Source organism: Acinetobacter seifertii (genome assembly GCF_016064815.1).
Taxonomy (GTDB): domain Bacteria; phylum Pseudomonadota; class Gammaproteobacteria; order Pseudomonadales; family Moraxellaceae; genus Acinetobacter; species Acinetobacter seifertii.
Genome location: NZ_CP065820.1, coordinates 3,231,528 through 3,257,806 on the forward strand (window position 1 = coordinate 3,231,528; position 26,279 = coordinate 3,257,806).

Here is a 26,279-nt window from a genome sequence, read left to right on the forward strand (position 1 = left end):
AAAAGCATTACTTTGGATCAATAAAAATTGCGTCAAATGAATAGCCGTATTAATTTTAACGGTGCTTCGATAAGACAGTATTCTACCACATTCTTATTGTTAGGTAGCATGTCCTCATATGTCTATGCACGTCCGTTGCAAGAGACCTATGCAGTGCATTCATTTGATCAGGCTCTACAACAGAGTATGGTCGCAGAGTTTGCTTTAGCTTACGACGATATTCCTACAGCACTACACAACTACACTGTGCTTGCGATTAGAAGCAACTCAACAACAATTAAACAGCGTGCACTAGATGTCGCTCTTGAATATAACGATCTACAAGCCGCATTAAATGTTGCAACACATTGGGTGGTTCAAGAACCCAAAGATGTTCCTGCTTTATTTTATTTATCGCATATTGCATTAAAAACACATGAATACCAGCTTGCTGCCGAAACTTTAGATAAGATTTTAAAAATTGATCCAACTGCCGATCTTGAACAAATTCTGGCGAGTATTGCACCCGAAAATGCACAAGACCGAGATGTTTTATTAACGGCTTTACGTTCAAGTGCAGAAAAGGAAAATCCTTCTATTTTAGCGCTTATTGCTAATCTAGAAGCACAAAATGGTCAATTAGAACCTGCTCTAAATACCATTAACCGTGCACTACGCCGTCGCCCTAAAGTAACCAGCTTTATCTTGATGAAAGCGAACCTATTGATTGCTCTAAATGATCAAGAAGGTGCTTTAAAATGGTATGCAAAATCAAGCCGTAAATATAAGAAAAATCTAGATATTCGCTTAGCTGAGGTCCGTTATCTCATTCAGATTAATCAACCTCAACTTGCTCTTGAAAAATTAGAAAAAATTATTGAGAGTAATCCTCGGGCTGAAGAAGCATTATTTATTGCAGGTCTAACCAGTATTGACCTCAAGCAATATGATAAAGCTGAACAATATTTAGTTGATTTACGCAACTCTGCAAAATATCAAAACGAAGCATATTACTATTTAGCCATTAATGCTGAACGAAAACAGCACTATGAGACAGCTAAAGCTTATTACCGTTTAGTTGATGGTAGCCTCTACATTGTTTCAAGACGAAATCTAATTGCGATCTATGATAAACAAGAAAATTTACATGATGCATTACGGTTTTTAACTCAAGAACGAGTTAATTATCCACAGCATGCAAGCTTTCTCTATCAGGCACAAGCCGAAATTTTAAAGAAAATGGGCAATAAAAAAGCTGCATTAAATTTATTAGATGAAGCAATCAAAAACTTACCGGATGATCCGGAACTCATCTATGCAGAAGTTTTATTATTAGACCCTTATACCGACCGCGATAAACTTGATAAAACACTTAAGCAATTATTACAGTTAGAACCAAATAGTCCGACCTATCTGAATGCCTATGCATATACGCTGGCTTTACAAAACCGTAGATTAAAAGAAGCACGACAATATGCTGAACAAGCATTGGAATATGCACCAGAACAAGCCTCGATTTTGGATACACTGGGCTATATCGCATTTTTACAAAATGATTATGAGGGCGCAGCGGAAGCTTTAGGCAAAGCTTACGAGCTTAGTCATAACATAAATATTGGGATTCGTTACGCTAAGGCACTGTATATGCAAGGATCATTAACTGAATTTAGTGCTGTGTTACAACAACTGAAACAAAAGCACGCGAATGATCCACAATTACACCAGCTTGATGCGTTAATTTTACCTACATCAGCAAAAAAGAGTTAAATATATGAGCAAATTTGCCCAACTGTGCACAGCGATCTGTGGATCAAGTGTGTTATTTTTAACCGGTTGTCAGCATTTTACTCAGCCCAAACCCGCAATTTCCCACCAAGTGCAAGATGAAAAACATTTCAACTTACAAGGTAAAATTGGTGTGCGCACCCCACAGCAAAGTGGTAGTGCATTCTTCACATGGGTTCAGCAACAAGATAATTTTGATATCGAATTAAGTGGTATTTTAGGTGTTGGAAAGACACAAATTCAGGGTAAACCAGGTGAAGTTACTTTAAACAGTGCTAAGACAGGGCTTATTACAGCCGCATCACCTGAAGAACTTTTAGAACGTGCTACTGGTTGGCAAGCACCCATTACTCATCTAACCAGTTGGATTTTGGCAAAGCCAGCAACTTTAAATGCCCAAATCAGCAAAGATAATGCAAATCGTGTGAGCCAACTTATCGAAGATGGATGGACGGTTAATTTTAGTTATGATGGTGAACAAACTTTGCCAAATAAACTGGTTTTGAAGCAGGCACTTGCTGAAGATAAAGAAAACCGTATTACAATGGTCATCCAAAACCGCTAAATCTAATTATTTAAATCTATGATTCGAGTTCCCTCTCCAGCTAAGCTCAACCTGTTTTTACATATCACAGGACGTCGTGAAAATGGTTACCATGAATTACAAACCATTTTTCAACTCATTGATTTATATGACTGGATGAATTTTTCTCTTATTGATAAAGATGAAATCCAGATTGAGGGTTTAGGAGAGGTTCAACTTGAACAAAATCTGATTTATAAAGCTGCTCAAATACTTAAACCGCATGCAAAAAAACTCTCTGGTCTGCACATCAAAATTGAGAAAAATATTCCAATGGGTGCAGGTCTAGGCGGAGGTTCCTCTAATGCAGCTACGACCCTCATTGTTTTAAATCAATTATGGCAATGTGGACTAAGTCAGGATGAACTTGCTGGCTATGGCGTAAAGCTCGGTGCCGATGTTCCTATTTTTATTTATGGTAAAAATGCATGGGCTGAAGGCATAGGTGAACATTTATCATTCATAGACTTAGATCAAAAACAGTTCATTATTTTAAAACCTGATTGTTTTATCAGCACTCAATTGCTTTTTTCACAAAAAACATTGACAAGAGACTCTAAGACCACTAAATTTTGCGCCTATCAGTTAGAACCTTCTAATTTTGGAAATAACTTTGAGCCTTTGGCTAGAAAGTTATACCCTGAAGTTGAAGAAGCAATGCAATATCTTGATCAGTTTGGTCAAGCAAAGCTTACAGGTACAGGTGCTTGTGTTTTTACTGAAGTAACGAATGAAATGAATATTGATGACATTCTTAAGCATTCACCATGTAAAGCTTATGTGGTAAATAGTTTAAAAGAATCTCCTCTTAATCATTTTAAGGTTACAAGTTAGGGGCGTCGCCAAGTGGTAAGGCACCGGGTTTTGATCTCGGCATCCGTTGGTTCGAATCCAGCCGCCCCTGCCAATTTCACCTGTAATGATGATTATATTAGGGGCGTCGCCAAGTGGTAAGGCACCGGGTTTTGATCTCGGCATCCGTTGGTTCGAATCCAGCCGCCCCTGCCATTATATATCATCAAATTTAGGGGCGTCGCCAAGTGGTAAGGCACCGGGTTTTGATCTCGGCATCCGTTGGTTCGAATCCAGCCGCCCCTGCCATTCTTCTTATTTTAAAGACAGACTTAATTGCCTTGCTTTTTGTTGATTATCCTTGACATTGCATTGCAAAAATATTAAAGTTCTGCCGCATTAGGGGCGTCGCCAAGTGGTAAGGCACCGGGTTTTGATCTCGGCATCCGTTGGTTCGAATCCAGCCGCCCCTGCCATCTACTTCATTACATACCAACCGCCAAGGGTGCTTCATGCCCAATCTTGTCGTTTTTAGTGGAAATGCTCATCCACAGTTCGCTCAAAAAGTCGTAAGTCACTTACATATCCCTCTAGGTGCTGCATCAGTCGGTCACTTTTCTGATGGAGAAATTTCAGTAGAAATTACTGAAAATGTTCGTGGTAAAGACGTATTTATCGTTCAGCCTACTTGTGCCCCTACCAATGATAACCTTATGGAAATCTTGGTTATGGCAGATGCTTTGCGTCGTGCAAGTGCTGGTCGTATTACCGCTGTTATCCCTTATTTTGGTTATGCTCGCCAAGACCGTCGCCCACGTTCTGCACGTGTGCCGATTACAGCTAAAGTTGTTGCAGACATGCTTACCACTGTTGGTATTGATCGTGTCGTAATGATTGATTTACATGCTGACCAAATCCAAGGTTTCTTCGATATTCCAGTCGACAACATCTATGGTACTCCTGCTTTGCTTGCTGACTTACGTCAACAACAGCATGATAACCTTATGGTGGTTTCTCCTGACGTTGGTGGTGTAGTACGTGCTCGTGCTGTTGCCAAACAGATGGGTGATATCGATTTAGCAATCATCGACAAACGTCGTCAAAAAGCCAATGAGTCGCAAGTTATGCACTTGATTGGTGACGTAAAAAATCGTGATTGCGTTATTGTAGATGACATGGTTGATACTGCTGGTACATTGTGTAAAGCAGCTGATGCGCTTAAACAATTTGGTGCACGTCGTGTTGTTGCTTATGCAACTCACCCTGTACTTTCAGGTAAAGCAATTGAGAACTTACGTAACTCAGTCATTGATGAGTTAGTTGTAACTGACACAATTCCTCTTTCTGAAGAAGCATTGAACTTAGGTAAAATTCGCCAAGTTTCTGTTGCTAGCATGGTTGCGGAAACGATTCGTCGTATTAATAACGAAGAATCTATCAGCGCGATGTTCGATAGTTTATAATATTGCAGCTTTTCTTAACCCTGGCTTTGGCTGGGGTTTTCTATCACTAAACTGGTCGCAAGTTTAGTTTATTTAATCTTTAATGAGGATTTATCTCATGGCAAACTTCGTATTCAACGCTCAAGCGCGTGCTGAAGACAAACAAGGGAAAGGTGCGAGCCGCCGCCTTCGTCGCGAATCTTTAGTTCCAGCTATCATCTACGGCGGTAACGCTGAGCCTGTAAGTGTAACTTTAGAACTTCGTGAGCTTGTAAAAGCTTTAGAAAGCAATGCTTTCTTTGAAGAAGTTGTAGAAATCAAAGTGGGCGACAAAGTTGAAAACGTTAAAATCCAAGCGTTACAACGTCACCCATCTAAAAACACTCCTATGCACGCTGACTTCAAACGCGCATAAGTGTTTAAAGGCGTAAATTAGTGTCAAATATTTCGCTAATTGTTGGTTTGGGCAATCCTGGTTCAGAATATGCCCAAACCCGCCATAATGCAGGTTTTTGGTTCGTTGAACAGCTTGCAGATAAATATGGCATTACATTAAAAAATGATCCAAAATTTCACGGAATCAGTGGTCGTGGTAATATAGAAGGGCATGATGTTCGCTTACTTCTACCAACGACGTATATGAACCGTTCCGGTCAAAGTGTTGTTCCTTTCTCAAAATTCTATCAAATTGCTCCTGAAGCAATTCTGATTGCTCATGATGAACTTGATATGAATCCTGGTGTAATTCGTCTTAAAACAGGCGGTGGGCACGGTGGTCATAACGGTTTACGTGATATTGTCCCACATATTGGTCCAAACTTTCATCGTTTACGAATTGGTATTGGACATCCAGGTTCAAAAGAAAGAGTTTCTGGGCATGTACTTGGAAAAGCGCCAAGCAGTGAACAAAGCTTAATGGACGGAGCAATTGATCATGCTCTCTCTAAAGTGAAGTTACTTGTTCAAGGACAGGTATCACAAGCTATGAACCAAATTAATGCGTATAAACCAGCTTAAATTGTTGAACAATCAAGCTTGCTATCTTGCTTTTTTAGGAGCAAAATGCGCATCAGCCACCTTGCTAGAACGGCAAAGGCAAAAGATTTCACTATAAGATCTTCTTAGGTCTACTCAGGAGACGCTAGCCATGCTATCTCGTTTATTAAAATGCAAAATTCACCGTGCAGTTGTAACCCATGCTGAACTTCACTATGAAGGTTCTTGTGCAATTGATGGCGTATTGATGGATTTAGCTGGTATTCGTGAATACGAAGAAATCCACGTTTGGAACGTAACTAATGGCAAGCGCTTCACAACTTACGCGATCCGTGGTGAAGACAACTCTGGCATTATTTCAGTAAACGGTGGTGCTGCTCACCAAGCAGATGTTGGTGATTTAGTTATTATTGCTACGTTTGGTGACTTCACAGAAGCTGAAGCAAATGCTCACAAACCACGTTTGGTCTATGCAAATCCAAATAATACAGTCAACCACACAGCGAACTGCATTCCTGTACAAGTTGCCTAATTAAAGATTAAAAAAAACAAGAAAGCCCGTAATACGGGCTTTTTTACAGTGCCTATAAACTCTTAACCGCACCCTTCCACCAACTTTGCTGCTGCTTACAATTTAAAGATTGTAGCTTTTCTCCTCGTAAATCAAACAGAATCGCCTCACCCTTTATATTTACCTTAAATTCAGCGTATTTTGCTTTTTCATAGCAATGAGCTAGACCTTCGGCAAATAAGAAGCTTCTAGAAGCTGGGTACAAAGCCTGCAAACGATTTTCAGGATTTTTTAAAATTAAGCTTTGCCCAGCAGATGAGTTATTAGTGTCTAAAATTGTACGAATTACTCGATTTTGTGAATCTAAAATAACTTTTGCTGGAATATTGGCATGATTAAAAATCACTTGATCTAAAGCATCACCTTTGCTTCCTGATGGTGATTTAAGAGATTGTAAATTTAATTCATACGCCAGCGCCATGTAGTCGCCTTGTAAAATAGAGCGAGGGTCAACTGGCTTAAGCTTAATAAAAATACTTTTACTCTGATGTAGATGCCATTCATTTTTCGCAACCAAACCTGTAAAAACTAATACAGTGACTATTGCAAGAATAAGAGAGAAATACTTTTTCATTAATTTTCTCCCTCAACAAAATTGCTCTTAGCTTCTTGTAGGAGCAACCTATATAAAACCAACAATATAATTCCTGACACCAAGATTGATGCACTTTTAGCTAGAAAACTTAATTGCAAACTGTAATAAAGTTGCCAAAGTACAGTAGCGAACACAAGAAGCGTAATACCGTAAACAATGCGATCTTTATTTTTTAAAGCCCATGTCAAAATTACAAATAGAATGAATACATCAAAATAGCCGAGTGCAATAAGTACTATGCCAAAAATTAAAAAAGCAAAAAAAGTTATACTGTGAAGTTGTCTATAGAGATAAAAAAAACTAAAGCACAATAACCATAGACTTGGTAAGACATAGAGAAACCATAATGACTGATCAGCCGGATCAAGCAATGCTAATCCTATAAAATTATCAAAGAATGAGTTCACCAAAATCACAGCAAGTACGCATAAAAAGATACTCCGCTCATACGATACAATTGCTTTATTCCCTATCAGCAGTACTAAGCTAAAGATCAAATAGTTAAGTAAAGTTAAATTAAAATAAGTTTGAACAGAGTTTACTGACCATATTGAATGGTCTAGTTGCAATAAATAGAAAAATGCTATTCCATAAGTTGCGAGCATTTGAATTAAAATAAAGAACCAATGAGGCTTAAGAAAATAACTAATACATAGAATAAAAATCTGGGCAATTAACACCCATAAAATTTGATTTGTTTCAGATTCAAGATGGAATAAAAAAGCAGTTTGGCCACTAATAAATAAACAATATGCAAATTGCCGAATGAAATAATTTTGAGATTTTGTTAGTAAAGTTATAGCTATAGCAACAAAGATGATGCCAATAATTAAAGAAATAGTCTCCCAAAATACGAGTGTAAATGCTGCAAGTGCTAAACCAGCAAGCCAAGCACCAATTGCTAAAGGAATGACATAAAAACGGCTTTGGCGAAAAATTCTTATTAAGAAATAACTAATAAGTGCAAACCAAATAAAAATAATGCCCGCAATCAGTAGAAAAATGAACTCATTAGAATCTTTAAATAAATGATTAATCCCATCTACAAGCCATATTGTTGCAGTCACACCAAGAACAGCAGCCATTAAACTGGCACATAATTGATCATTTTTTTTAAAGAAATAATAAAAAGCGATTATTCCTGAAAGGAAAGCCGAGATCAGATAAGGAATGTTTGCATTCGATATGTATTGAATCATTCCAATGATTGAAATGACAGTAAACCAAGCGATAAAAACAAAACGTAATGCACGATACTTCTTTATACAGATCCAAAACTCGATAAGGCTTAATAAATTTAGAGTGAATAGATATAAATAAGGAAATTTTTCTGCCCAAAAAGTCTGTCGAAAAAATAAAAAAAGTGTAAGTTGGCTGCTAATGCAAACTAAAGTAAAAATACCAATATTAGGTCGATATAACCAAGGTAATAAAAGCAAAGTCCAAATCAAGAACAATAAATAACTGTCTGCACCTGTTTGATAAACTTGTCCTATTACAGCCAAACTCAAACCGATCATCAAACCACAAATACCATGTAAGGTCTGCCGAACTCCCTCGCTTAAGATATCTGTTACACTCACCCAAGCGGTGACAAGTAATATAACAGGTGGAATGCTGAGTTGAATGCTATCAGGAAGCATCAACCAGTTAGCAGCAATCAAATACAGAATACTTACCGCCATAAATAGATAACTAAAAATATGGAGATGCTGAATAAATAAAGTATTCCTAAAGGGATAATAGTCTCTAATCTGCATGAAAAACCTGTTTTATTTATAATTTTCTATAAAAAACATAGCATTCACTTTTAAAACCAACAAGTAAGCTCTTGTTAAAAAACCTATTTCGATTTCTAAAAATACTTATTCATAATGAGACTTAGCATTCTACAAAAGCATCTAGCCAATTTTGCCAAGCGCGCTATAATAAAACCCATCGCTTCAGGGCGGGGTGTAATTCCCCACCGGTGGTAAAGTTAATTTTCATATATAAATTAACAAGCCCACGAGCTTAAATTGTGTAATTTGAGCAGATTTGGTGAAACTCCAAAGCCGACGGTATAGTCCGGATGAAAGAAGACGACGAACTGGGATAAATCCGTTTTATTTCAGCGCCAGCCTGTTTTTACATCAGTCCTGAAATGTTCAACCGTATTTTTACGAGAGCGTTTCATTATGTCTAGCTTAATTCAACCAGAACTTTTTTTCTCAGCCCTCTCTCCTGCTGAACAGCGCATTCAACAAGCATTAGAAGATATCCGTCAAGGCAAACCTGTCTTGGTTATGGATGACTTTGACCGTGAAAATGAAGCAGATTTAATTGTTGCAGCAGAAACTCTAACTGTTGAGACCATGGCACGTATGATTCGTGACGGCTCAGGTATTGTATGTTTATGTCTGACAGAAGAGTTAGCAGATCATTTAGATCTTCCACCAATGGTTTCTCAAAACTCAAGTCAGTTTCATACTGCATTTACAGTGACTATTGAAGCCGCTCAAGGCGTTACCACTGGTGTTTCTGCTAAAGACCGTGTAACAACCATTAAAACTGCTATTAAAGATGGTGCTGTTGCAAGTGACTTAAATCGTCCTGGTCACGTTTTCCCATTACGTGCACGTAATGGTGGCGTGCTTACTCGACGTGGTCATACTGAGGGAACAATTGATTTAGCCAGATTAGCTGGTCTCAAACCTGCTGGTGTGTTATGTGAATTGACTAATCCAGATGGCACTATGGCATCAGGCATTCAAGTTTTAGCATATGCTCAAACTCATCACTTAACCGTGATTACGATTGAAGAACTTGTTCAATACCGTCAACAACACGGTATTTAAATAAAAAAGGTTTGGCTTTAGATCAAAGCCAAACCTATAAATTAAAACTTATTTATATTTAAGAAACTTTCTTTTGTGCTGCCAGTTCTTCAATATAGTCCAAAAGTTCAGAGAACTGATTAATCATTGCTTTTGGCTGTGCTTGAGCAAGTTCTTCTGCTGTTCCATAACCATAAGTCACAGCCACCGCCTCAATACCATTGTGACGAGCACCTAAAACATCATATTGACGGTCACCTACCATTAAACACTCTTCTGGACTTAATTGTTCGTGCTCAAGAATATAATGAATGAGTTCAGCTTTATTGGTCCGCTCACCCGTCAATTCACTGCCATAAATATCTATAAAATATTGGCTTAATTCAAAATGATCTAAAATTCGTTTCGCATAAATCGTTGGTTTAGCAGTAGCAACAAATAAACGATATCCTTCGTCTTTTAAAGCGCTCAGTGTTTGTACTACAGATGGATATACTTCATTTTCAAACAGACCAATGACCGAGAAACGCTCACGATAAGCCAATAAAGCTTGTTCAGCTAAATCATCATCTTGAGTAGCCAATAATTTTGCAAGTGATGGTTTTAAAGGCGGGCCAATGGTCCAATCAATATTTAAATCGGCAGCTAATGGATAGCCAAGCTTGTCCATTGCATAGCGAATTGAAGTATGGATACCAACTTTAGGGTCTGTTAAGGTTCCATCTAAATCAATCAAAATATGTTTTATAGCCATTCAATCATTAACCCAGTAAAGTATTTAGTTCAATTGGTCGAGAGTTTAATCAAACTCTCTTATACTAACGTAAATTTAAATTGAAAAGGAAATAACCGTGCGTCCAACCGTACTTTGTTTCTCGGGTTTAGACCCTTCAGGTGGTGCAGGTTTACAAGCCGATATCGAAGCAATTGGACAAAGTGGTGCCCATGCAGCAATTGCATGTACTGCCCTCACCATTCAAAACTCACAACAAGTATTTGGCTTTGAAGCAACCTCAAAAGAACTATTACTAGCTCAAGCAAATGCCGTGGTAGATGACTTACCCATTAAATGTGTTAAGTCAGGTATGCTTGGTACCACAGATAATATTGCTGCACTTGCTGAATTTTTACGTGTTCATCCTGACTATCAATATGTACTTGACCCTGTTTTAGTTGCAAACAGTGGTGGTTCGTTAGGAGACCAAGCAACTTTAGTTAAAGCATTTGTTGAACTGATTCCCCTAGCGACTCTTATTACGCCAAATACAGTCGAATTACGTGCACTAACAGGTATTGACGACGTAGAACAAGCAACAGAAAAGCTGTTTCAAATGGGTGCTAAAGCTGTATTAGTAAAAGGCGGTCATGAGGATACCCCTGACTTCATTAAAAATAGTTTATATATTGATGGTGAACTTGCAGCGAGTAGTAGTTGCCCTCGCCTTGAAGGTGAATATCACGGCTCAGGTTGTTCATTAGCAAGCTTTATTGCAGGTCGTTTAGCTTTGGGTGATTCTTTAAAAATTGCAGTACAACATGCAGAAACATGGCTATTTGGTGTTTTGAAAAATGCTGAAACGCCTGTACCCAATGGACAAAAGATTCCAAAACGATTTTAACAACAAAATAAAAAGGCGCTTTAAGCGCCTTTTTATTTATTCCAATTACTGAGGAATACGTAAAACTTGTCCAGGGAAAATCTCATCTGGATCTTTTAGCATTGGTTGGTTTGCTTCAAAGATTTTTTGATATTGGTTGGCATCACCATAAAATTCTTTCGCAATTTTTGAAAGGTTATCACCAGATTTTATCGTATAAAATTTACTTTCTGGCTCAGGAGTAGCAACCGTCATTTGATCATCTACTTGCGCAACGTGGTCTACGTTACCAACAATAAGAATAATTTTTTCTTTGTCTGCTTGGCTTTGTACTTGACCATGAAGCGTCGCAGTATCAGTTGAACCATTATATGTTACGGATAGGCCTTCCACCCCTAAGCCTAAACTTTTAATTAATCCTAATAATTTATTTGCCACTTCTTGTGCAGAAGGTTCTGCTGGTGTTGCTGGAGCTGGTTGTGGTTCTGCTGGTGCGGTATTTTTTTTACCAATACCTTTTACAAAATCAAAAAGACCCATCTTTTAGTCCTCATATTATTGTTTATAGTAAAGTCATTAAACTGACCTTTATTGTTATACTTGAAAAAAGAGACACCTCTGCTATCAATTAAGGTTGATCTTGTAAAAATATGTATCCCTATCAATGATTTTGATTAAATAAAAAAAGCCACCTTACGGTGGCCTTCTTTTTAATCAGCAATATGCGAATTAACCAAGTTTTTTAGTTACATAGTCAATTGCAGATTGAACTGTAGTGATTTCGTTTGAATCTTCATCAGGGATAGTGATGTCGAAGTCATTTTCGAAAGACATAACAAGTTCAACTAAATCTAAAGAGTCAGCACCCAAGTCATCCATGAAAGATGCTTCGTTTTTAATCTCTTCAGCTTTAAGACCAAGTTGTTCTGCAACTGCTTGTTTAACGCGTTGTTCGATATCGCTCACAGGAATTCTCCTCATTGCTTGTGGCGTTTGATTTGCCACTAGTTTAATTGAATATAAAAATTTTTAAAAGTTTATACATCGGCGTTAGGCCATGTATAAACCACCATTTACATGTAATACCGTACCGGTAATGTAACCTGCTTTATCACTTGCAAGGAAACTCACCGCATTTGCGATATCTTGTGGCTCACCTAAACGATTTAAAGCCACTTGATCACTCATTTTTTTGCGAATGTCTTCACTAAGTGCATCTGTCATTTCTGTTGCAATAAAACCTGGTGCCACACTGTTTACAGTGATTTGGCGGCTACCCATCTCTTTTGCAAGGCTACGGCTGAATGCTTCAATACCTGCTTTAGCAGCAGAGTAGTTTGCTTGGCCTGGGTTTGCAAAATGAGCAACAACAGAACTGATATTAATAATTCGACCAAAACGTGCTTTCGTCATGCCCTTAAGTACGCGTTTAGATAAACGATAAACGGCTTTAAGGTGGATATTGAGAATGTCATCCCAATCATCTTCAGACATACGAAGCAACAAATTGTCTTTCGTAATACCTGCATTGTTAACGAGAACAAGTACAGGACCATAATTCTGTTCAATATGAGACACTACTGCTTCAATCTCATCGAGATTACGCACGTCTAGCGCCAAACCTGCACCTTGTTCACCAAAGCTATCTGTTAGCTTTTGTGCACCAGATTCAGAAGTCGCAGTACCTACGACAAAATAACCGTCTTGAATAAGTTGCTGGGCAATTGCAGCGCCAATGCCCCGACTCGCGCCCGTTACTAATGCAACTTTGCGTTCTTGTGTCATGCAATTTTTCCTTCTGCCACTAAAACAGCATTTAGGGCATCTTCCATTTTGCTCTTACTATCAATAGAAAAAGCTTTTTCGATATTTGGTAAACGCTTTGCGAGATTACTCAATACTGTACCAGGACCACATTCAACAATGTACTGAATACCTTGGTCTTGAAGAGACTGCATGGTACGTGTCCATTGCACAGACTCGTACAATTGTGCTGTTAATGCCTGACGTAATTGAGCAACATCGGTAGCAATTCCCGCGTTGACATTTTGTATTACAGGAATGGTAGGTAGCTCAATGGCAGTTTGTTCCAAAGCTTCTGCAAATTTTTCTGCAGCAGGCTTCATCAATGAACAATGCGAAGGTACAGAAACTGGTAAAGCAATTGCTTTAGCAGATTGTTCTTTTGCTAATGCCATCACTTGCTGTACAGATGCAGTACTGCCCGCAATTACAACCTGACCTTGTGAATTATAATTTGCAGCTTCAACTGAACCTTGACCTGATGCAGTTACACTCTGGCATAGTTCAACTACTTTATCATCGGCCAAACCAAGAATTGCAGCCATCGCACCTTCCCCTTGAGGGACAGCACTTTGCATGAGTTTTCCACGCAAATTAACTAATTTAACTGCATCTGCCAAACTCATTGAACCCGCTGCAACTAAAGCGCTGTATTCACCTAAAGAGTGACCAGCAAGGTATTTAGGTGCTAAACCACCCAAATCTAACCAAAGACGCCATAAAGCGATGCTAGCAGTTAATAATACAGGTTGGGTGTTTTGTGTTTGGTCTAAACCTTCACCACTTTGCGCAATGTGCCAAAGATCAAATCCTAGCGCGTCTGAAGCTTCAGCAAAAGTTTGCCCAACTCCACTAAACTGTTCTGCGAGTTCAGCGAGCATACCAACTTTTTGTGAACCTTGACCCGGAAACACAAATGCAGTTTTTGTGGCTAAAGCTACTTGTTCAAGACGTTTAGCAGACATAAGAAATCCTTTTTGGGTTTTCACTCATTTCTCTGGAGCGGAAATTTAACATTTAATTTGTATATTTATAATTGCGAAAAACAACAAAAAAAGGGAGCTTTCGCTCCCATTTTTTCTATACTTAAGCATCACGCTTAATGCATATCATGCAATTATTCAGCATCAGCTGCTTTAGCGAATAATTGGCGACCACGGTAGAAACCGTCTTTAGTCACGTGGTGACGACGATGAGTTTCACCAGTTGCTTGGTCTACTGTTAATGCATTCTCGGTTAAAGCGTCATGTGAACGGCGCATGTCACGGCGAGAGCGACTTTTACGGTTTTGCTGAACGGCCATGATGGCTCCTTACAAAGATCGAAAAAATGGATCAGAACAAATTCAGTTGTCTTATCTCATAATCATAACACAAATTATGAGTTAAGTTTACCCTTCAAACCTGCCAAAACATCAAACGGGTTATCCCGTTTCTCTTCGACAACGTTCTGAATGGTAGGTTGATGTTTATGTTCACAAGCATCATGCTTGGGAGATAAAGGCATCAACAATAACAGTTCATCTTCTAGTAATGCGAGCAAGTTAATCGAAGCAGGTGTATCAAAATCACCTTTTGTCGAAGACTCACTTTCACCTAAAACGATGAAATCAGCATCCTCATCCAAGCGCTCTATCAGTGACTCATCATCTACAAGTGCAATATGAAAGTCAGAAACAATTGGCATTTCAACAGGTTCCAAACAACGTTGGCACTCCATTGGAACTTTTGTTTCCATATGACCATCTAACCACACAATGCGATGATAGGCATCCATTGATAGCTTACAGTCTATGTTGATCAATTGGTTATCAATTGATCCAACAGCTTCACGAGCAATACGAGTAAGACGAGACAATGGCAGTTGACCTGACCATGTAAAGCCTTGCTCAGCCCATTTAAACGGCTCAATCTGTGCCGGAAAGGTATTTGCTGACATAATTAAGGCGGCAATTCTACAAATTCATCGGTACTCTGTCAAAGATTAAGATACAATTTTGTACTTCTTTAGACAGAACTCGGGGTAAATTAAGCAATGCACCTGTTGCAGCCGCAACCTGAAGTTAACACTTCATTACTCGTTTGCACCCATTCAACTCACCAAAACACTCTTTTACCTGACGTGGTGCAACTCTCACCATGGCCAAGCTCAAAATTAGAGTCTGAGCAAGTTGATTGGCTTATTTTACACTTTAATCACTGGTTTTCCCACCATAATGTGACATTAGTTCGTGGAGAATTTGAACCAGAATATTTCCCAGCAAACGAACATGAGCCAGCCAAAATTCAATTTGCCCATGGTTTTTTCAATAGTGCCCTGCATGAAATTAGCCATTGGACAATTGCAGGCGCAAAACGTCGTCTGTTGCCTGATTTAGGGTATTGGTACACCCCAGATGGTCGAACTAAAGAACAGCAAGATTTATTTGAACAGGTGGAAATTAAGCCGCAAGCGATTGAATGGTTATTTTCCCATTCTTTTGGCAGAAAATTTAGAGTCTCGCTCGACAACCTGACAGGTGATGGCGGAGATGGCAAAAAGTTTAAAGATAATGTTTATACACAAGTACAACGCTATTTTTCTGGAGAAGCTAAATTACCTGTTGATGCAGCGCGATTCATTGAATGTATTTGCCAATGTACGCGAGCAGGTGCAGCGTTACAATCAAGTGAATTTAAACGTGAACTCCTTGATTAAATGACAAAAAAACTACGTAAGTTACTTGCTTCCCAAGTTTGAAAAGTCTAATACTATTTTTAATACTGGCGTGATGGAGTCTCTAAAATATGCTGCATTTACATGTACATCCTGAAAATCCACAACAACGCCTCATTGACCAAGCGGTTGAGCGTATTCGTGCAGGAGATGTTGTGGTATACCCTACCGATGCCGCCTATGCAATCGGATGCCAGATTGGTAATAAAAATGCGATGGAACGTATTGCCCAGATTCGTGATTTAGGCCCTAAGCATCAATACGCAATTATGTGTTGTGATTTATCAGATATCGCGACTTATGCAAAAGTTGATAATGCGACTTATAGATTATTAAAGGCAAATACACCTGCTGTTACGACTTTCATTTTACCTGCAACAAGTGAAGTTCCACGCAGGTTAATGCATCCTAAAAAGAAAACGATTGGTTTACGTATTCCAAGTAACCCAATTTGTCAGGCTTTATTAAAAGAACTTGGTGAACCTTTACTGACAAGTACACTAATTTTACCAGGACACGAAGACCCTCTTGATGATCCTTACGATATTGAAAATCAGTTAGCTAAACGGATTGATGTATTTATTGATGGTGGGTTTGGAACTTTGACAACCACCAGTATTGTTGATTTATCGGGTGAACATCCAGAAGTTATCCGTCATGGTGCAGGAGACGTAAGTGCTTTCGAATAAGCACTTACCCCCTTTTTACCAACAGTTAAAAAAAAAGTATTATCAAGAAAAAAAATACTCTTTATTTAGTTTGGATTTTTTTTACACTTTAGTCGTTAAGCAATTTATTAAAAGTCACAATTCCTTTAGAATGTTTTGCACTATCTGCTGTTCTTCTGCTACAGCTCTTATTGACTTGAAAACAAGTCTCATGCTTTTGAAAATTCGCGTGGCTTATAATCGTAATGAACCAATCACTTCATCAATCCATGGAAGACGTTCCACACATCCGTGTTTTAGATGAGTGGCACGACACGATTCCTGAAGATCTTTATATTCCTCCAGCTGCCTTCGAGATTTTACTTGAACAGTTTGAAGGACCGCTCGACTTTTTAATTTATCTGATTCAGAAAAATGGTTTCGATTTGGTTCAGCTCGATATCGCCCCTATTGCAACTCAATATTTAGCTTATATGGATAGCATGAAATCCCTAAATATTGAGCTGACTGCCGACTACATGGTCATGGCTGCTTTATTGGCCGATTTGAAATCTCGCTTACTTTTACCTAAGCCAACTGTTATTAGTATTGAAAAAGATCCTAAACAGGATCTTATTGATCGACTTGAGACTTATTTACGTATTAAGCAAGCTGCTGAGCGTTTAGGGCAAATGCCGGTTCTTGACCGTGATACATTTAGTGCAAATGTAAGTTTAGGGCATATCGCACCTGTTTATGAAGGTTATGATGTTTCGGCGCTACATGATGCCTTGTTTTGCGTATTTAACCGCCCAGAACCTGTAACACATACAATTGCACAAGAGCCCGTACTGTTAGAAGAACGTATTGCTTATATTGAAGAGAAATTAGAGTCAGGCGACGTGTTAAGTTTTAAAGAATTACTGAATCCGCAACAAGGCCGTATGGGTATGGTTGTAACTTTTATGGCCGTGTTAGAGTTAACCCGACAACAAAAGATTAAAATTATTGCGACAGGTGTTGAAGCTCCATTGGCTATTCAAGGGTCTGCGGCATGAGTTTTGAACAAAATAATACCGATTTGTCATTAGCTGACATTCATCACGAAGTTTTATTGCAACTTGAAGCGATTATTTTTGCCAGTGAAGCACCTGTTTCAATTGCTCGTTTAAAAGAAGCTTTTAATAATCAATATAATAAACAACAGCTTCGTCAGCTTTTACAACAGCTTGCCCTCTTACAACATGGCCGCTCTATTGAGTTGATAGAAACTGCGCAAGGCTTTCGTTTTCAGGTAAGATCCAAATATCGCAATATTATTGCGCAGATTTGGCCAGAGCGACCAACAAAACTGTCGCCATCTTTACTAGAAACGTTGGCTGTCATTGCGTATCATCAACCAGTCACGCGTGCTGATATTGAACAAATTCGTGGTGTATCTAATAATAGTCAGATTCTCAGAACGCTATTTGACTGGAACTGGATTAAAGAAGCCGGTTTTAGAGATTTACCCGGAAGACCTGCGTTGCTAATTACAACGCCTCAATTTCTGAATGCTTTTGGTCTAGCCTCTTTAGGCCAATTGCCTCCCCTACAGAACGCCAAGGAAGCATTTATGGCTCTCGATGCAAATGCACCGAAATCATAAAGAGGTGGACTGTTGATCATTATGTCTAAGGTTGTGCTGTCATGAGTGAAAAATTGCAAAAAGTATTAGCGCGAATCGGATTAGGTTCCCGTCGATATATGGAAGAGGTTATTGCCGCAGGACGCGTGAGTGTAAACGGCAGCGTTGCCCAAGTGGGTGAACGCATTGAACCAGGCGATGAATTACGCATTGATGGTCGTAAAGTTCAGTTTCAAATCGAAGACGAAATTCGTCGTCGTGTACTGATTTATTATAAACCTGAGGGTGAAATCTGTTCACGTAATGATCCTGAAAAACGTCCAACTGTATTTGATCATTTACCACAAATTGCAAATGATCGTTGGGTAATGGTAGGTCGTCTGGATATTAACAGTACAGGTTTATTATTATTTACAAATGATGGTGAACTTGCTAACCGCTTAATGCACCCATCTAATGAAATTGAACGTGAATACGCTGTACGTGTAATGGGTGAAGTAACACCAAAACTACGTCAAAACATGGTGAATGGTGTAGAGCTTGAAGATGGCCCAGCCAAGTTCGAATCTTTCTCTGAAATTGGTGGTGAAGGTATTAACCGCTGGTATCAAGTTGTGGTGAAAGAAGGTCGTAACCGTGAAGTACGCCGTATTTTTGAATCACAAGGCCTTAAAGTAAGTCGTTTATTACGTACTCGCTACGGTACTGTGATTTTACCACGTGAATTACGTACTGGCCGTTGGATGGAACTCGACAAAACTGATATCGACAACTTAGCAAAATCTGTTGAGTTAAAACCGCGTCAAGGTACAGGTTTATTTGGTATGGCGAAACGTCGTACTGACCGTATGACTGAAAAGCCAATGGCAGCGCGTCGTGGTGGCTACTTACGTCAACAACGTCGTGATGATGAAAAAGAAGCACCAGCAAACACTGGTACTCAGCGTAAATCGACTGGTCTTAACCGTGGATTTAAAAAGTTCTAAGATCAACTTTTAAATCAAAAAACCGCTCAAATTAGAGCGGTTTTTTTATAGTTTGTTGTCAAATTAACTCATTTTTGCCAATTCAATCCACTCTGCTTCTGGAAAGTAAATAGCTAAATAATCTTTCAAGTAATTTGAAGTATCTTTAGAAATTAATGGATCTTTTGATTCATCTTTTAGATTATAAACTAGAGCCTTTAATTTCAGCCCACGAGACTTAAGCGCCTCAAGACTAAGTAAAGTATGGTTAATACTTCCTAGACGACCAGAAGTTACTAAAATAACGGGGAATTGATGCTGAGCCACATAGTCAATGGTGAGTAGACTGGTGGTTAAGGGCACCATTAAGCCCCCTGCACCTTCTAACAATACAATTTCAAAACGCTCAGCCAATGTTTGAGTCGCATTTTCAATTTTTTGAAAATCAATTTCTCTATTATCCAAGCGTGTTGCTAAATGAGGTGAAGCTGGATAGCTAAAGATTTCAGGCATAGTCAGCTTATCGTGATCTTCCTGAAACCAACCTTGTCCCATAATTTCACGATGCTTCTCGATGTCTTCAGAAATAGCAGCATTACCTGTTTGAATGAGTTTCTGGGTAATTACTTTTTTACCTTGCTCAGTCCATAATTTTGCTAAAAAACCTGTCGCGTAAGTTTTACCAATTTCAGTATCAATCCCACTGACAAAATAGATCTGGCCACTCATTTACTTCACTCTCCGGGCAACACAATAAATCGGATGGTATGTTAAGGCAGATCCCTCGGCCTGCTTAAACCGATCATAATCTTGATAAAACTGCTGTAAAGTTTGCTTGGTCCAACGATGCTGAGCGGTTGCCGTTACACCTGTTGCTTTCAAATGTTGTAATACAGCTTTAGGCGAATCAAAATAGAGCTGAGTTTCTGACTCAGATAAATGCAAAACTTCAAAACCAGCCTGAGTTAAGGCATTGTTCCAACTTTCAAGATTCCAATAACTTAAACCTTGTCCAGTTAGCTCTTTAATTTCAAATAGGTTCTTAGGGCCAAATGTTGAAAAGCATAACCAACCACTGTCATTTAAAGCATCATTACAACGCTTAAGCAAACGTGGTAAATCTTGCATCCATTGCAAAGCCGAACCTGAAACAATCATATCGAGCTGTTGCGGCAAATCTAAAGTTTCAATATCCCCAATCAACCATTTCAAATTTTCTTGATGATTGAAGTGCGTCTGCACCTCTGAGTACAGATCATTCAAAATTAATTTTTCAATCTGAAAAGATGCAGTAATAAGACGAGTCAAATTGCCAGAACCACAACCGATTTCAAAAACACGTGACATCGTACTTGGGCAAAACTGCTTTAGTAAGCCCGCTAAATTTTGGCAAATTTGTTTTTGAACTATTGCATGCTCTGAATAGCTTTGGCCAGCTTTGGCAAAACGCTGGGCAACCAAGTTTTTATTCAAACTCACAGAAAACTCACCAATTCTTCAAGCTCATGTTGCTGCACCATTGACGTTAAAGAAATACGCAAACGTGCACTATTTTTAGGTACTGTTGGTGGGCGTACAGGCATGGCATAAAAGCCGCTTTCTTGAACGTGTTTTGCCTTATCGATCGCAGCCTGACTCTCTCCCACAATAATTGGAACAATATGACTAGTCGACGGGCTTACATAACCCTTTTGTACAACAGCTTGTTGAAGATATTGGCTAATATTTTTTAGGTGTTCACGCTGAGGTTGAGCAACTAATACTTTTTGGAATATAAAGTTTACCCAAGCTACAATAATAGGAGGTTGAGAGGTAGTAAAAATAAGCGGGCGCATTTTATTAATAAGATAGTCTTTAAGAATTGGATCGCAAATAATGTAACCACCAACTGCTGCTAATGCTTTACCGAAGGTACCAACTAGAAAATCAATTTCTTGAATGACATTATATTGTTCAGCACATCCTAAGCCTTGCTGACCACGAGCACCAATTGAGTGTGCTTCATCGACATATAGCATGGTTTTAGCAAAACGTTTTTTAAGCTGGACTAATGCAGCTAAATCCGTTTCATCACCATCCATACTAAAAATACTTTCTGTGACCACAATGATTCGTTCAATCTTGTCATCATCATGATATTTTTGCAGAAGTTGTTCTAAATGCTGTAAATCGTTATGTCGATAACGTACATACTGCGCACCAGATAACCGTATACCATCAATCATGCTCGCATGAACTAACTTATCCGCCAATATTAAAGTTTTGCTATCAGCAACAGCGGGTAAAATACCAATATTCATGTGATAGCCACTATTAAATAGCAGTGCCGACCGACCACCAAATGCCTGACTTAGGCTATTTTCCAACTGTTCATATTCTTCAAAGTTACCTGTCAGTAAACGAGCCGATGAAGAACTAAAATAGCTGCGCTCCAAAGGTAAGCTATCTAAAAACTCTTGACGAAGATTAATATCAGCCGCCAGTCCAAGATAGTCATTTGAAGCTAAGTTAAGCATTGTTTTATTTTGAATAGTAATAAAACGGTCATGCTGTACATTTTGGGTAAATTGTCTAAAGTTACCTTGTTGTTTTAACTCATCTAACTCTGTAGCAAAATGATCAAGCAATGACATCTTAATGCGCTCCCTGCAATGTTTTAACAACTTCAACCAATTGTTCAAGCAAATCGCTTAGCTCTTGTTGAGTAATGACATAAGGTGGCATCACATATACCAGTTTGCCAAAAGGGCGAATCCAAATTCCACGGTCTACAAATTGTTGCTGTAAAGTTTTCATATCAACATTAAAAGTGAGCTCTACTACGCCAATTGCACCCAGCACTCGTACATCAGCAACATAATCAAGCTGATTTAAAGGCACTAAATGTTGGCTAAGCTGTTGCTCAATTCGCTTAATATTAGCTTCCCAATCTTGCTCAATTAATAATTGCGTACTTCTCAAGGCAACAGCACAAGCAAGTGGATTGGCCATAAAGGTTGGGCCGTGCATAAATACTCCAGCCTCACCACGACTAATGGTTTCTGCAACATGCTTTGTTGTTAAGGTCGCAGATAACGTCATATAGCCGCCTGTTAACCCTTTACCTAGGCACATAATATCTGGTTCGACTTGAGCATGTTCCCACGCAAAAAGCTTACCCGTACGGCCAAAGCCAGTAGCGATTTCATCAAAAATTAATAACAGATGATATTTCTCACAAAGCGCCTTAGCCTGACGTAAATATTCAGGATGATAAAAACGCATGCCCCCTGCACCTTGAACAATTGGTTCAATAATGAGTGCGGCAAGCTTTTCATGATTTTGCTGAATGGCTTGTTCTAGCTCGGCAATATCTTGAGGATTCCATTCTTCATGGAATTTGGTTTGTGGTGCAGCCACGAAAAGACGGTTCGGTAAGCTGCTACCAAAAATTTGGTGCATGCCTGTAACAGGATCACATACAGACATCGCATTCCATGTATCACCGTGGTAACCAGAACGCGTAGTAATAAAATTTGTTTTTTGCGGTTGGCCTTGTGCTGCCCAGAACTGCACAGCCATTTTCAGAGCAACTTCAACGGCAACCGACCCTGAATCTGCATAGAAAATTTTATCGAGACTTGGCGGTGTAATTTTTAAAAGAATTTTACCAAGTTCAATCGCAGGATCATGGGTTAGCCCACCAAACATGATATGTGACATGTTCTGTAATTGATCTGTCACTGCCTGATTGAGTTCAGGATTGTTATAGCCGTGAATTGCACACCACCAAGACGACATACCATCAATTAAAGTTTTACCATCATCGAGTTCAATCTTCGCACCATAAGCACGCTTAACTTTGAATGTTGGTAACGGTTGGGTCATTGAAGTATATGGATGCCAAATATGTTCCAAATCAAAATTATCGGTCATCCTCTATACCCTTTTACAGCGTTCAAATCTCTCATTGAACACATGTTAAACCTGTTAATAATGAAAGAAAATTGCGATATCAATCAAAGCTTATTAACTTTGCTGATGAATTGTTAAAAATTGGCAGATTTCTTCAATTGTTCTTTCTACCTGTAAGTAAGGAAAAGCGTGTGTAGCGTCTTTTAGTAACTTATAAGTCATGTTTTCTGTAGCGAAATCCTTAAAATTCTCGATAATTTTGCAAGGAATGACATTATCTTGCTCAGCAAACAGATGAAGCTGTAGACCTGAATAGTTTTTCAAGTTATCTACCAAGTTTAACTGTTCTAGCATTTTTAAACCGTCTACCAGTATTTCCTGTGCGGGTGGATTTGCGATGTTTTGTACACTCATCCAATCTTGTTTCGCTTGAGATGAGCCAAGTGTAATCAAATAATAAAAACGCTTTAAAGTGGCTTGCGGGTTCTGTAAAAGAGACCCTTTAAATTGACTAAATACATCAGCAGGCATTGCGGTTTGCCAATTATCATGAGCAACGAAACAAGGATTCGACGCAAGCGTAATTAAAGTTTTTGTTTGCCCTGTTTGCTTGTAAAAAATATCAACCAGTTGAGTTGCTAACTGCCCACCTAGAGACCAGCCTATTACCACATCAACTTCAGCCACTAAATCAAGCTGTGCTTGAAAGTTACGATCTAAAACATTAAAAATATTAATCAGTTGTGTTTCAAAACCAGCTTTTTCCAAGTGCAATTTAAGTGATTGCAAAGGTTCTATGCCTACTCCCCAACCTGTAATCAATAAAATTTTATTTTGTAACTTCATATACCTGTCCACAGCCAACTTTTGCAAGATTATATATTAATATCAATTTTAAATATCTTTTAAAATCAACATAAAAATTAAATTTCACAAAGTAAAATCAGTCATTTAGAGGTAGTTAATATTCTGAAATATATTGATAAGTAAAGCCTAAATTATTCATATGAAACATACAAAACTTTAATTATCTAAACATTGAAGCAAATCAAAAAACAACATAATCCACACTTCACCCATAAATCCATTGTGCAATGTAATTAATGTTAATACTTATGTTTTTTTATTAAAAAAAATGACTCATTAATTCATTTTAATGATAGAAGATTAATTAATGATCAAAATATTGGGTAGGTTAATATGAATAGTCAAAGTATAATATCTGGTGGGAGAGAAAAAGATACATATTTTGTTACACCCAATGATATTATAAATACCTTACCTTCAGATAAAAATTATTGTTTATTTCTAGATATTGATGGAACATTAGCTCCATTTCAAATTCATCCTGAACATAGTTTTATTCCTAATACTACATTAGAAGTTATAAAAAAAATTATTGAATTAAATATACCAGTGGTTGCTGTAACAGGTCGCGATGTTGAAACGGCTAGTAAGCTGCTTCAGTCTATTGAAGTTCCTATAGCTGGACTACATGGTTTAGATATTTGTTTTGACTCTAGCACTTATATTCGCCCAGACTTAAGTGATATTAATTTTAATAAATTAAAAGAAGATATTATAAAATCTTGTGAAAAATATCCCGATTTATTAATTGAGGATAAAGGATATTCTATTGCCTTACATTATCGAAAAAAACCAGAATTAGAAAATAATGCAATTTACATTATGCAACAGGTTAAATATTTTCATCCTCAACTAAAATTAAATAGAGGAAAATTTGTAGTTGAATTAGTACCTAAACAGGCAGATAAAGGCAAAGCAATTCAAACTATATTAAATCATCTTAATTTACCGTTAATTCATCCGATATTTATAGGAGATGACTTAACAGATGAATCGGGTTTCATATTTATTAATCAACAGTTTGGCACTTCAATTAAAGTAGGTTCTGGTGAAACAGAAGCTCAATATAGATTAAAAGATATTAACAGCGTTTCTAATTTTCTTTTTTTCTTTCTCGAAAAAATAAAAAAGTTATATGTCAAAAATAGTCAAGATCAGAATGGAGAACAAATATGTCTAAATTAATCGTGTTATCGAATCGAATAAGTATGCCATCAGGTAAGGCTTCAGCAGGTGGCCTTGCAGTAGCTGTACAAGACGCATTAAATGACAGTAACGGTATTTGGTTGGGCTGGAATGGTCAACAAATTACCGATACTGAAGCGCCTGAGTTCGATCAGGCATATTCTCATGGGATTGACTACATTACCTGCCCTCTTACACATCAGCAATATGCACAGTATTACTGCGGTTTTGCTAACAAGGTCTTATGGCCTGCTATGCATCATAGAGACGATCTGATCGAATATGATGCTGAAGAATATAATACTTACCAACGGGTCAATCGTTTATTTGCCGAAAAATTAAAACAAATTGCTCAGCCGGATGATGTTATTTGGGTACATGACTATCACTTTTTTAGTGTAGCTCGTCATTGCCGCGAATTAGGAATGCAGAATAAATTCGGTTTCTTTTTACATATTCCTTTTGCAAGCTTAAACATTTGGCGCAAAATTCCAGTTGCGTTACAACTAGTACAAGACCTTTGCCAATATGATGTAGTTGGTCTACAAACCCAAGCTGACCAAAACACATGTATGCAAACCTGTATGGGCTTACTTGAAGCTCAAAAAATATTAAGTGATCGAATCAGTTATAAAAAGCGTCAGGTGTTGATTAAGTCCTACCCTATTGGTGTGCAACCTGAACTTATTCAGCGCCAAGCCCAACAGGCATTTCAAACAGCAAATGTATTTAACTTTGAAGATATTCCGCGACAAAAAACTATTATCGGTGTTGACCGTATTGATTATTCAAAGGGTCTACTTGAGCGTTTCAATGCATTTGCAACCTTCTTGGAAACCAATCCTGAATATCATAGGCTAGTACGTCATCTACAAGTTGCAACACCTTCACGTACAGATATTCCTGCTTATCAACGCTTATACCAACGTTTTAAAACTAAGCTAGAACTGATTAATCAAGAGTTTGCACAGGAAGACTGGCGTCCAATTGATTGCTGCTATGACACCGTTAAACATGACAGCCTAATGCATATTTATCGCAATTCTGATATTTGTTGGATTAGCTCACTACGTGATGGTATGAATTTGGTCGCAAAAGAATATATTGCGGCTCAAGATCCAGAGAACCCAGGTGTACTAATTTTATCTAAATATGCTGGTGCAGCTGAACAAATGACTCAGGCCTTAATTGTTGACCCAATAGATCGAGCGGCAATGATGGATACTCTAAAAACCGCTCTAGAGATGTCTAAAGCAGAACGTATTAATCGTTATGAACAGTTAATAGAGGGTTTAGCAACCACCGACTTGAGTGATTGGCGTAATAATTTCTTGAAAGATTTAGAAAATGCTCCGACTTTCACGAAATCTAAATTCTCATTACAAGATAAGTATCTACCCACTTATCATGTCTTATAAT

At 38.2% G+C, this 26,279-nt stretch carries 30 protein-coding genes, 4 tRNA genes and 1 riboswitch; of the genes, 20 read left to right on the top strand and 14 right to left on the bottom strand.

Annotation, left to right across the window (positions count from 1 at the left end; translation table 11 throughout):
• Positions 1-36: 36 nt before the first annotated feature.
• From I8T81_RS14840 to panD, 11 genes are all read left to right on the top strand, one after another.
• Complete coding sequence (locus I8T81_RS14840) at positions 37-1,746, top strand: tetratricopeptide repeat protein (protein WP_174744443.1); 1,710 nt, start codon at positions 37-39, stop codon at positions 1,744-1,746.
• 4 nt (positions 1,747-1,750) lie between these two features.
• Entirely contained in the window at positions 1,751-2,329 is a 579-nt protein-coding gene (gene lolB, locus I8T81_RS14845; RefSeq protein WP_086496498.1) for a lipoprotein insertase outer membrane protein LolB, read from the top strand.
• A gap of 18 nt (positions 2,330-2,347) precedes the next feature.
• Positions 2,348-3,181, top strand: coding sequence for a 4-(cytidine 5'-diphospho)-2-C-methyl-D-erythritol kinase (gene ispE / locus I8T81_RS14850; RefSeq protein WP_086496499.1), 834 nt, complete (start codon positions 2,348-2,350; stop codon positions 3,179-3,181).
• Positions 3,180-3,254 (top strand) — tRNA-Gln (locus tag I8T81_RS14855). The genes ispE and I8T81_RS14855 overlap by 2 nt, the downstream gene beginning before the upstream one ends.
• A 26-nt stretch (positions 3,255-3,280) precedes the next feature.
• Positions 3,281-3,355: transfer RNA gene (locus I8T81_RS14860), tRNA-Gln, on the top strand.
• Positions 3,356-3,373: 18 nt separating this feature from the next.
• A tRNA-Gln gene (locus tag I8T81_RS14865) sits at positions 3,374-3,448 on the top strand.
• A gap of 92 nt (positions 3,449-3,540) precedes the next feature.
• Positions 3,541-3,615, top strand: a tRNA-Gln gene (locus I8T81_RS14870).
• 36 nt (positions 3,616-3,651) lie between these two features.
• The gene (locus I8T81_RS14875) at positions 3,652-4,602 is read left to right on the top strand and encodes a ribose-phosphate pyrophosphokinase (RefSeq protein WP_004703381.1); all 951 of its coding nucleotides are present in this window, start codon (positions 3,652-3,654) and stop codon (positions 4,600-4,602) included.
• Between the two features lie 97 nt (positions 4,603-4,699).
• Positions 4,700-4,996, top strand: coding sequence for a 50S ribosomal protein L25 (gene rplY / locus I8T81_RS14880; protein WP_002050375.1), 297 nt, complete (start codon positions 4,700-4,702; stop codon positions 4,994-4,996).
• 20 nt (positions 4,997-5,016) lie between these two features.
• Entirely contained in the window at positions 5,017-5,598 is a 582-nt protein-coding gene (gene pth, locus I8T81_RS14885; protein ID WP_002050315.1) for an aminoacyl-tRNA hydrolase, read from the top strand.
• Positions 5,599-5,728: 130 nt separating this feature from the next.
• Positions 5,729-6,109: an aspartate 1-decarboxylase gene (panD, locus tag I8T81_RS14890; RefSeq protein ID WP_004703382.1), complete on the top strand. Its 381-nt coding sequence runs from the start codon at positions 5,729-5,731 to the stop codon at positions 6,107-6,109.
• A gap of 52 nt (positions 6,110-6,161) precedes the next feature.
• Here panD and I8T81_RS14895 read toward each other — a convergent pair whose 3' ends face one another.
• Positions 6,162-6,722, bottom strand: coding sequence for a GDYXXLXY domain-containing protein (locus tag I8T81_RS14895; RefSeq protein ID WP_198071558.1), 561 nt, complete (start codon positions 6,720-6,722; stop codon positions 6,162-6,164).
• Entirely contained in the window at positions 6,722-8,503 is a 1,782-nt protein-coding gene (locus tag I8T81_RS14900; RefSeq protein ID WP_198071559.1) for a DUF2157 domain-containing protein, read from the bottom strand. The genes I8T81_RS14895 and I8T81_RS14900 overlap by 1 nt, the downstream gene beginning before the upstream one ends.
• 176 nt (positions 8,504-8,679) lie before the next feature.
• Positions 8,680-8,830: riboswitch (FMN riboswitch) on the top strand.
• A 90-nt stretch (positions 8,831-8,920) separates the two neighbouring features.
• Between I8T81_RS14900 and ribB the strand changes: the two genes are divergently transcribed.
• Entirely contained in the window at positions 8,921-9,580 is a 660-nt protein-coding gene (gene ribB / locus I8T81_RS14905) for a 3,4-dihydroxy-2-butanone-4-phosphate synthase (RefSeq protein WP_004710300.1), read from the top strand.
• A gap of 58 nt (positions 9,581-9,638) precedes the next feature.
• Here ribB and I8T81_RS14910 read toward each other — a convergent pair whose 3' ends face one another.
• Complete coding sequence (locus tag I8T81_RS14910) at positions 9,639-10,313, bottom strand: HAD-IA family hydrolase (protein WP_198071560.1); 675 nt, start codon at positions 10,311-10,313, stop codon at positions 9,639-9,641.
• A gap of 97 nt (positions 10,314-10,410) precedes the next feature.
• On the opposite strand from I8T81_RS14910, the gene I8T81_RS14915 reads away from it, so the two are divergent.
• Entirely contained in the window at positions 10,411-11,178 is a 768-nt protein-coding gene (locus tag I8T81_RS14915; protein ID WP_019457035.1) for a hydroxymethylpyrimidine/phosphomethylpyrimidine kinase, read from the top strand.
• Between the two features lie 45 nt (positions 11,179-11,223).
• On the opposite strand, the gene lysM is transcribed toward I8T81_RS14915, so the two are convergent.
• The 6 genes from lysM to I8T81_RS14945 all read right to left on the bottom strand — a co-directional run bounded on the left by lysM (position 11,224) and on the right by I8T81_RS14945 (position 14,898).
• A complete protein-coding gene (gene lysM, locus I8T81_RS14920; protein ID WP_198071561.1) occupies positions 11,224-11,697 on the bottom strand; it encodes a peptidoglycan-binding protein LysM in 474 nt (157 codons plus the stop codon).
• Between the two features lie 189 nt (positions 11,698-11,886).
• Positions 11,887-12,123 (bottom strand): acyl carrier protein, encoded by a 237-nt coding sequence (gene acpP, locus I8T81_RS14925; RefSeq protein ID WP_001279871.1) that lies wholly within the window; start codon positions 12,121-12,123, stop codon positions 11,887-11,889.
• 84 nt (positions 12,124-12,207) lie between these two features.
• On the bottom strand, positions 12,208-12,942 hold the full coding sequence (fabG, locus tag I8T81_RS14930; protein ID WP_000191300.1) for a 3-oxoacyl-ACP reductase FabG: 735 nt from the start codon (positions 12,940-12,942) through the stop codon (positions 12,208-12,210).
• Entirely contained in the window at positions 12,939-13,925 is a 987-nt protein-coding gene (gene fabD, locus I8T81_RS14935; protein WP_004703394.1) for an ACP S-malonyltransferase, read from the bottom strand. Before fabD ends, fabG begins: the two co-directional genes overlap by 4 nt.
• 152 nt (positions 13,926-14,077) lie before the next feature.
• Positions 14,078-14,263, bottom strand: a complete 186-nt coding sequence (gene rpmF / locus I8T81_RS14940; protein WP_000290730.1) for a 50S ribosomal protein L32 — start codon at positions 14,261-14,263, stop codon at positions 14,078-14,080.
• 74 nt (positions 14,264-14,337) lie between these two features.
• Positions 14,338-14,898, bottom strand: coding sequence for a YceD family protein (locus tag I8T81_RS14945; protein WP_004703397.1), 561 nt, complete (start codon positions 14,896-14,898; stop codon positions 14,338-14,340).
• A gap of 96 nt (positions 14,899-14,994) precedes the next feature.
• Between I8T81_RS14945 and I8T81_RS14950 the strand changes: the two genes are divergently transcribed.
• From I8T81_RS14950 to rluB, 5 genes are all read left to right on the top strand, one after another.
• The gene (locus I8T81_RS14950; RefSeq protein WP_198071562.1) at positions 14,995-15,657 is read left to right on the top strand and encodes an elongation factor P hydroxylase; all 663 of its coding nucleotides are present in this window, start codon (positions 14,995-14,997) and stop codon (positions 15,655-15,657) included.
• An 89-nt stretch (positions 15,658-15,746) separates the two neighbouring features.
• Positions 15,747-16,364, top strand: a complete 618-nt coding sequence (locus I8T81_RS14955; RefSeq protein WP_004703401.1) for an L-threonylcarbamoyladenylate synthase — start codon at positions 15,747-15,749, stop codon at positions 16,362-16,364.
• A 224-nt stretch (positions 16,365-16,588) separates the two neighbouring features.
• Complete coding sequence (locus I8T81_RS14960) at positions 16,589-17,380, top strand: segregation and condensation protein A (RefSeq protein ID WP_031944538.1); 792 nt, start codon at positions 16,589-16,591, stop codon at positions 17,378-17,380.
• Positions 17,377-17,970 (top strand): SMC-Scp complex subunit ScpB, encoded by a 594-nt coding sequence (gene scpB / locus I8T81_RS14965; protein WP_004703403.1) that lies wholly within the window; start codon positions 17,377-17,379, stop codon positions 17,968-17,970. Before I8T81_RS14960 ends, scpB begins: the two co-directional genes overlap by 4 nt.
• Before the next feature lie 41 nt (positions 17,971-18,011).
• The gene (gene rluB, locus I8T81_RS14970) at positions 18,012-18,935 is read left to right on the top strand and encodes a 23S rRNA pseudouridine(2605) synthase RluB (RefSeq protein WP_049066123.1); all 924 of its coding nucleotides are present in this window, start codon (positions 18,012-18,014) and stop codon (positions 18,933-18,935) included.
• Between the two features lie 63 nt (positions 18,936-18,998).
• Here rluB and bioD read toward each other — a convergent pair whose 3' ends face one another.
• The 5 genes from bioD to I8T81_RS14995 all read right to left on the bottom strand — a co-directional run bounded on the left by bioD (position 18,999) and on the right by I8T81_RS14995 (position 23,654).
• Positions 18,999-19,643 (bottom strand): dethiobiotin synthase, encoded by a 645-nt coding sequence (gene bioD / locus I8T81_RS14975; RefSeq protein ID WP_198071563.1) that lies wholly within the window; start codon positions 19,641-19,643, stop codon positions 18,999-19,001.
• Positions 19,644-20,393 (bottom strand): malonyl-ACP O-methyltransferase BioC, encoded by a 750-nt coding sequence (gene bioC, locus I8T81_RS14980; protein WP_198071564.1) that lies wholly within the window; start codon positions 20,391-20,393, stop codon positions 19,644-19,646.
• Positions 20,390-21,547, bottom strand: a complete 1,158-nt coding sequence (locus I8T81_RS14985) for an 8-amino-7-oxononanoate synthase (RefSeq protein ID WP_198071565.1) — start codon at positions 21,545-21,547, stop codon at positions 20,390-20,392. The genes bioC and I8T81_RS14985 overlap by 4 nt, the downstream gene beginning before the upstream one ends.
• A gap of 1 nt (position 21,548) precedes the next feature.
• The gene (gene bioA / locus I8T81_RS14990; protein ID WP_198071566.1) at positions 21,549-22,829 is read right to left on the bottom strand and encodes an adenosylmethionine--8-amino-7-oxononanoate transaminase; all 1,281 of its coding nucleotides are present in this window, start codon (positions 22,827-22,829) and stop codon (positions 21,549-21,551) included.
• Between the two features lie 93 nt (positions 22,830-22,922).
• The gene (locus tag I8T81_RS14995) at positions 22,923-23,654 is read right to left on the bottom strand and encodes an alpha/beta hydrolase family protein (RefSeq protein WP_077164603.1); all 732 of its coding nucleotides are present in this window, start codon (positions 23,652-23,654) and stop codon (positions 22,923-22,925) included.
• A 354-nt stretch (positions 23,655-24,008) separates the two neighbouring features.
• On the opposite strand from I8T81_RS14995, the gene otsB reads away from it, so the two are divergent.
• Together otsB and I8T81_RS15005 are read left to right on the top strand one after the other, a co-directional pair.
• Entirely contained in the window at positions 24,009-24,860 is an 852-nt protein-coding gene (gene otsB, locus I8T81_RS15000) for a trehalose-phosphatase (protein ID WP_100192098.1), read from the top strand.
• Positions 24,848-26,278, top strand: coding sequence for an alpha,alpha-trehalose-phosphate synthase (UDP-forming) (locus tag I8T81_RS15005; RefSeq protein ID WP_049066129.1), 1,431 nt, complete (start codon positions 24,848-24,850; stop codon positions 26,276-26,278). Before otsB ends, I8T81_RS15005 begins: the two co-directional genes overlap by 13 nt.
• Position 26,279 lies beyond the last annotated feature (1 nt).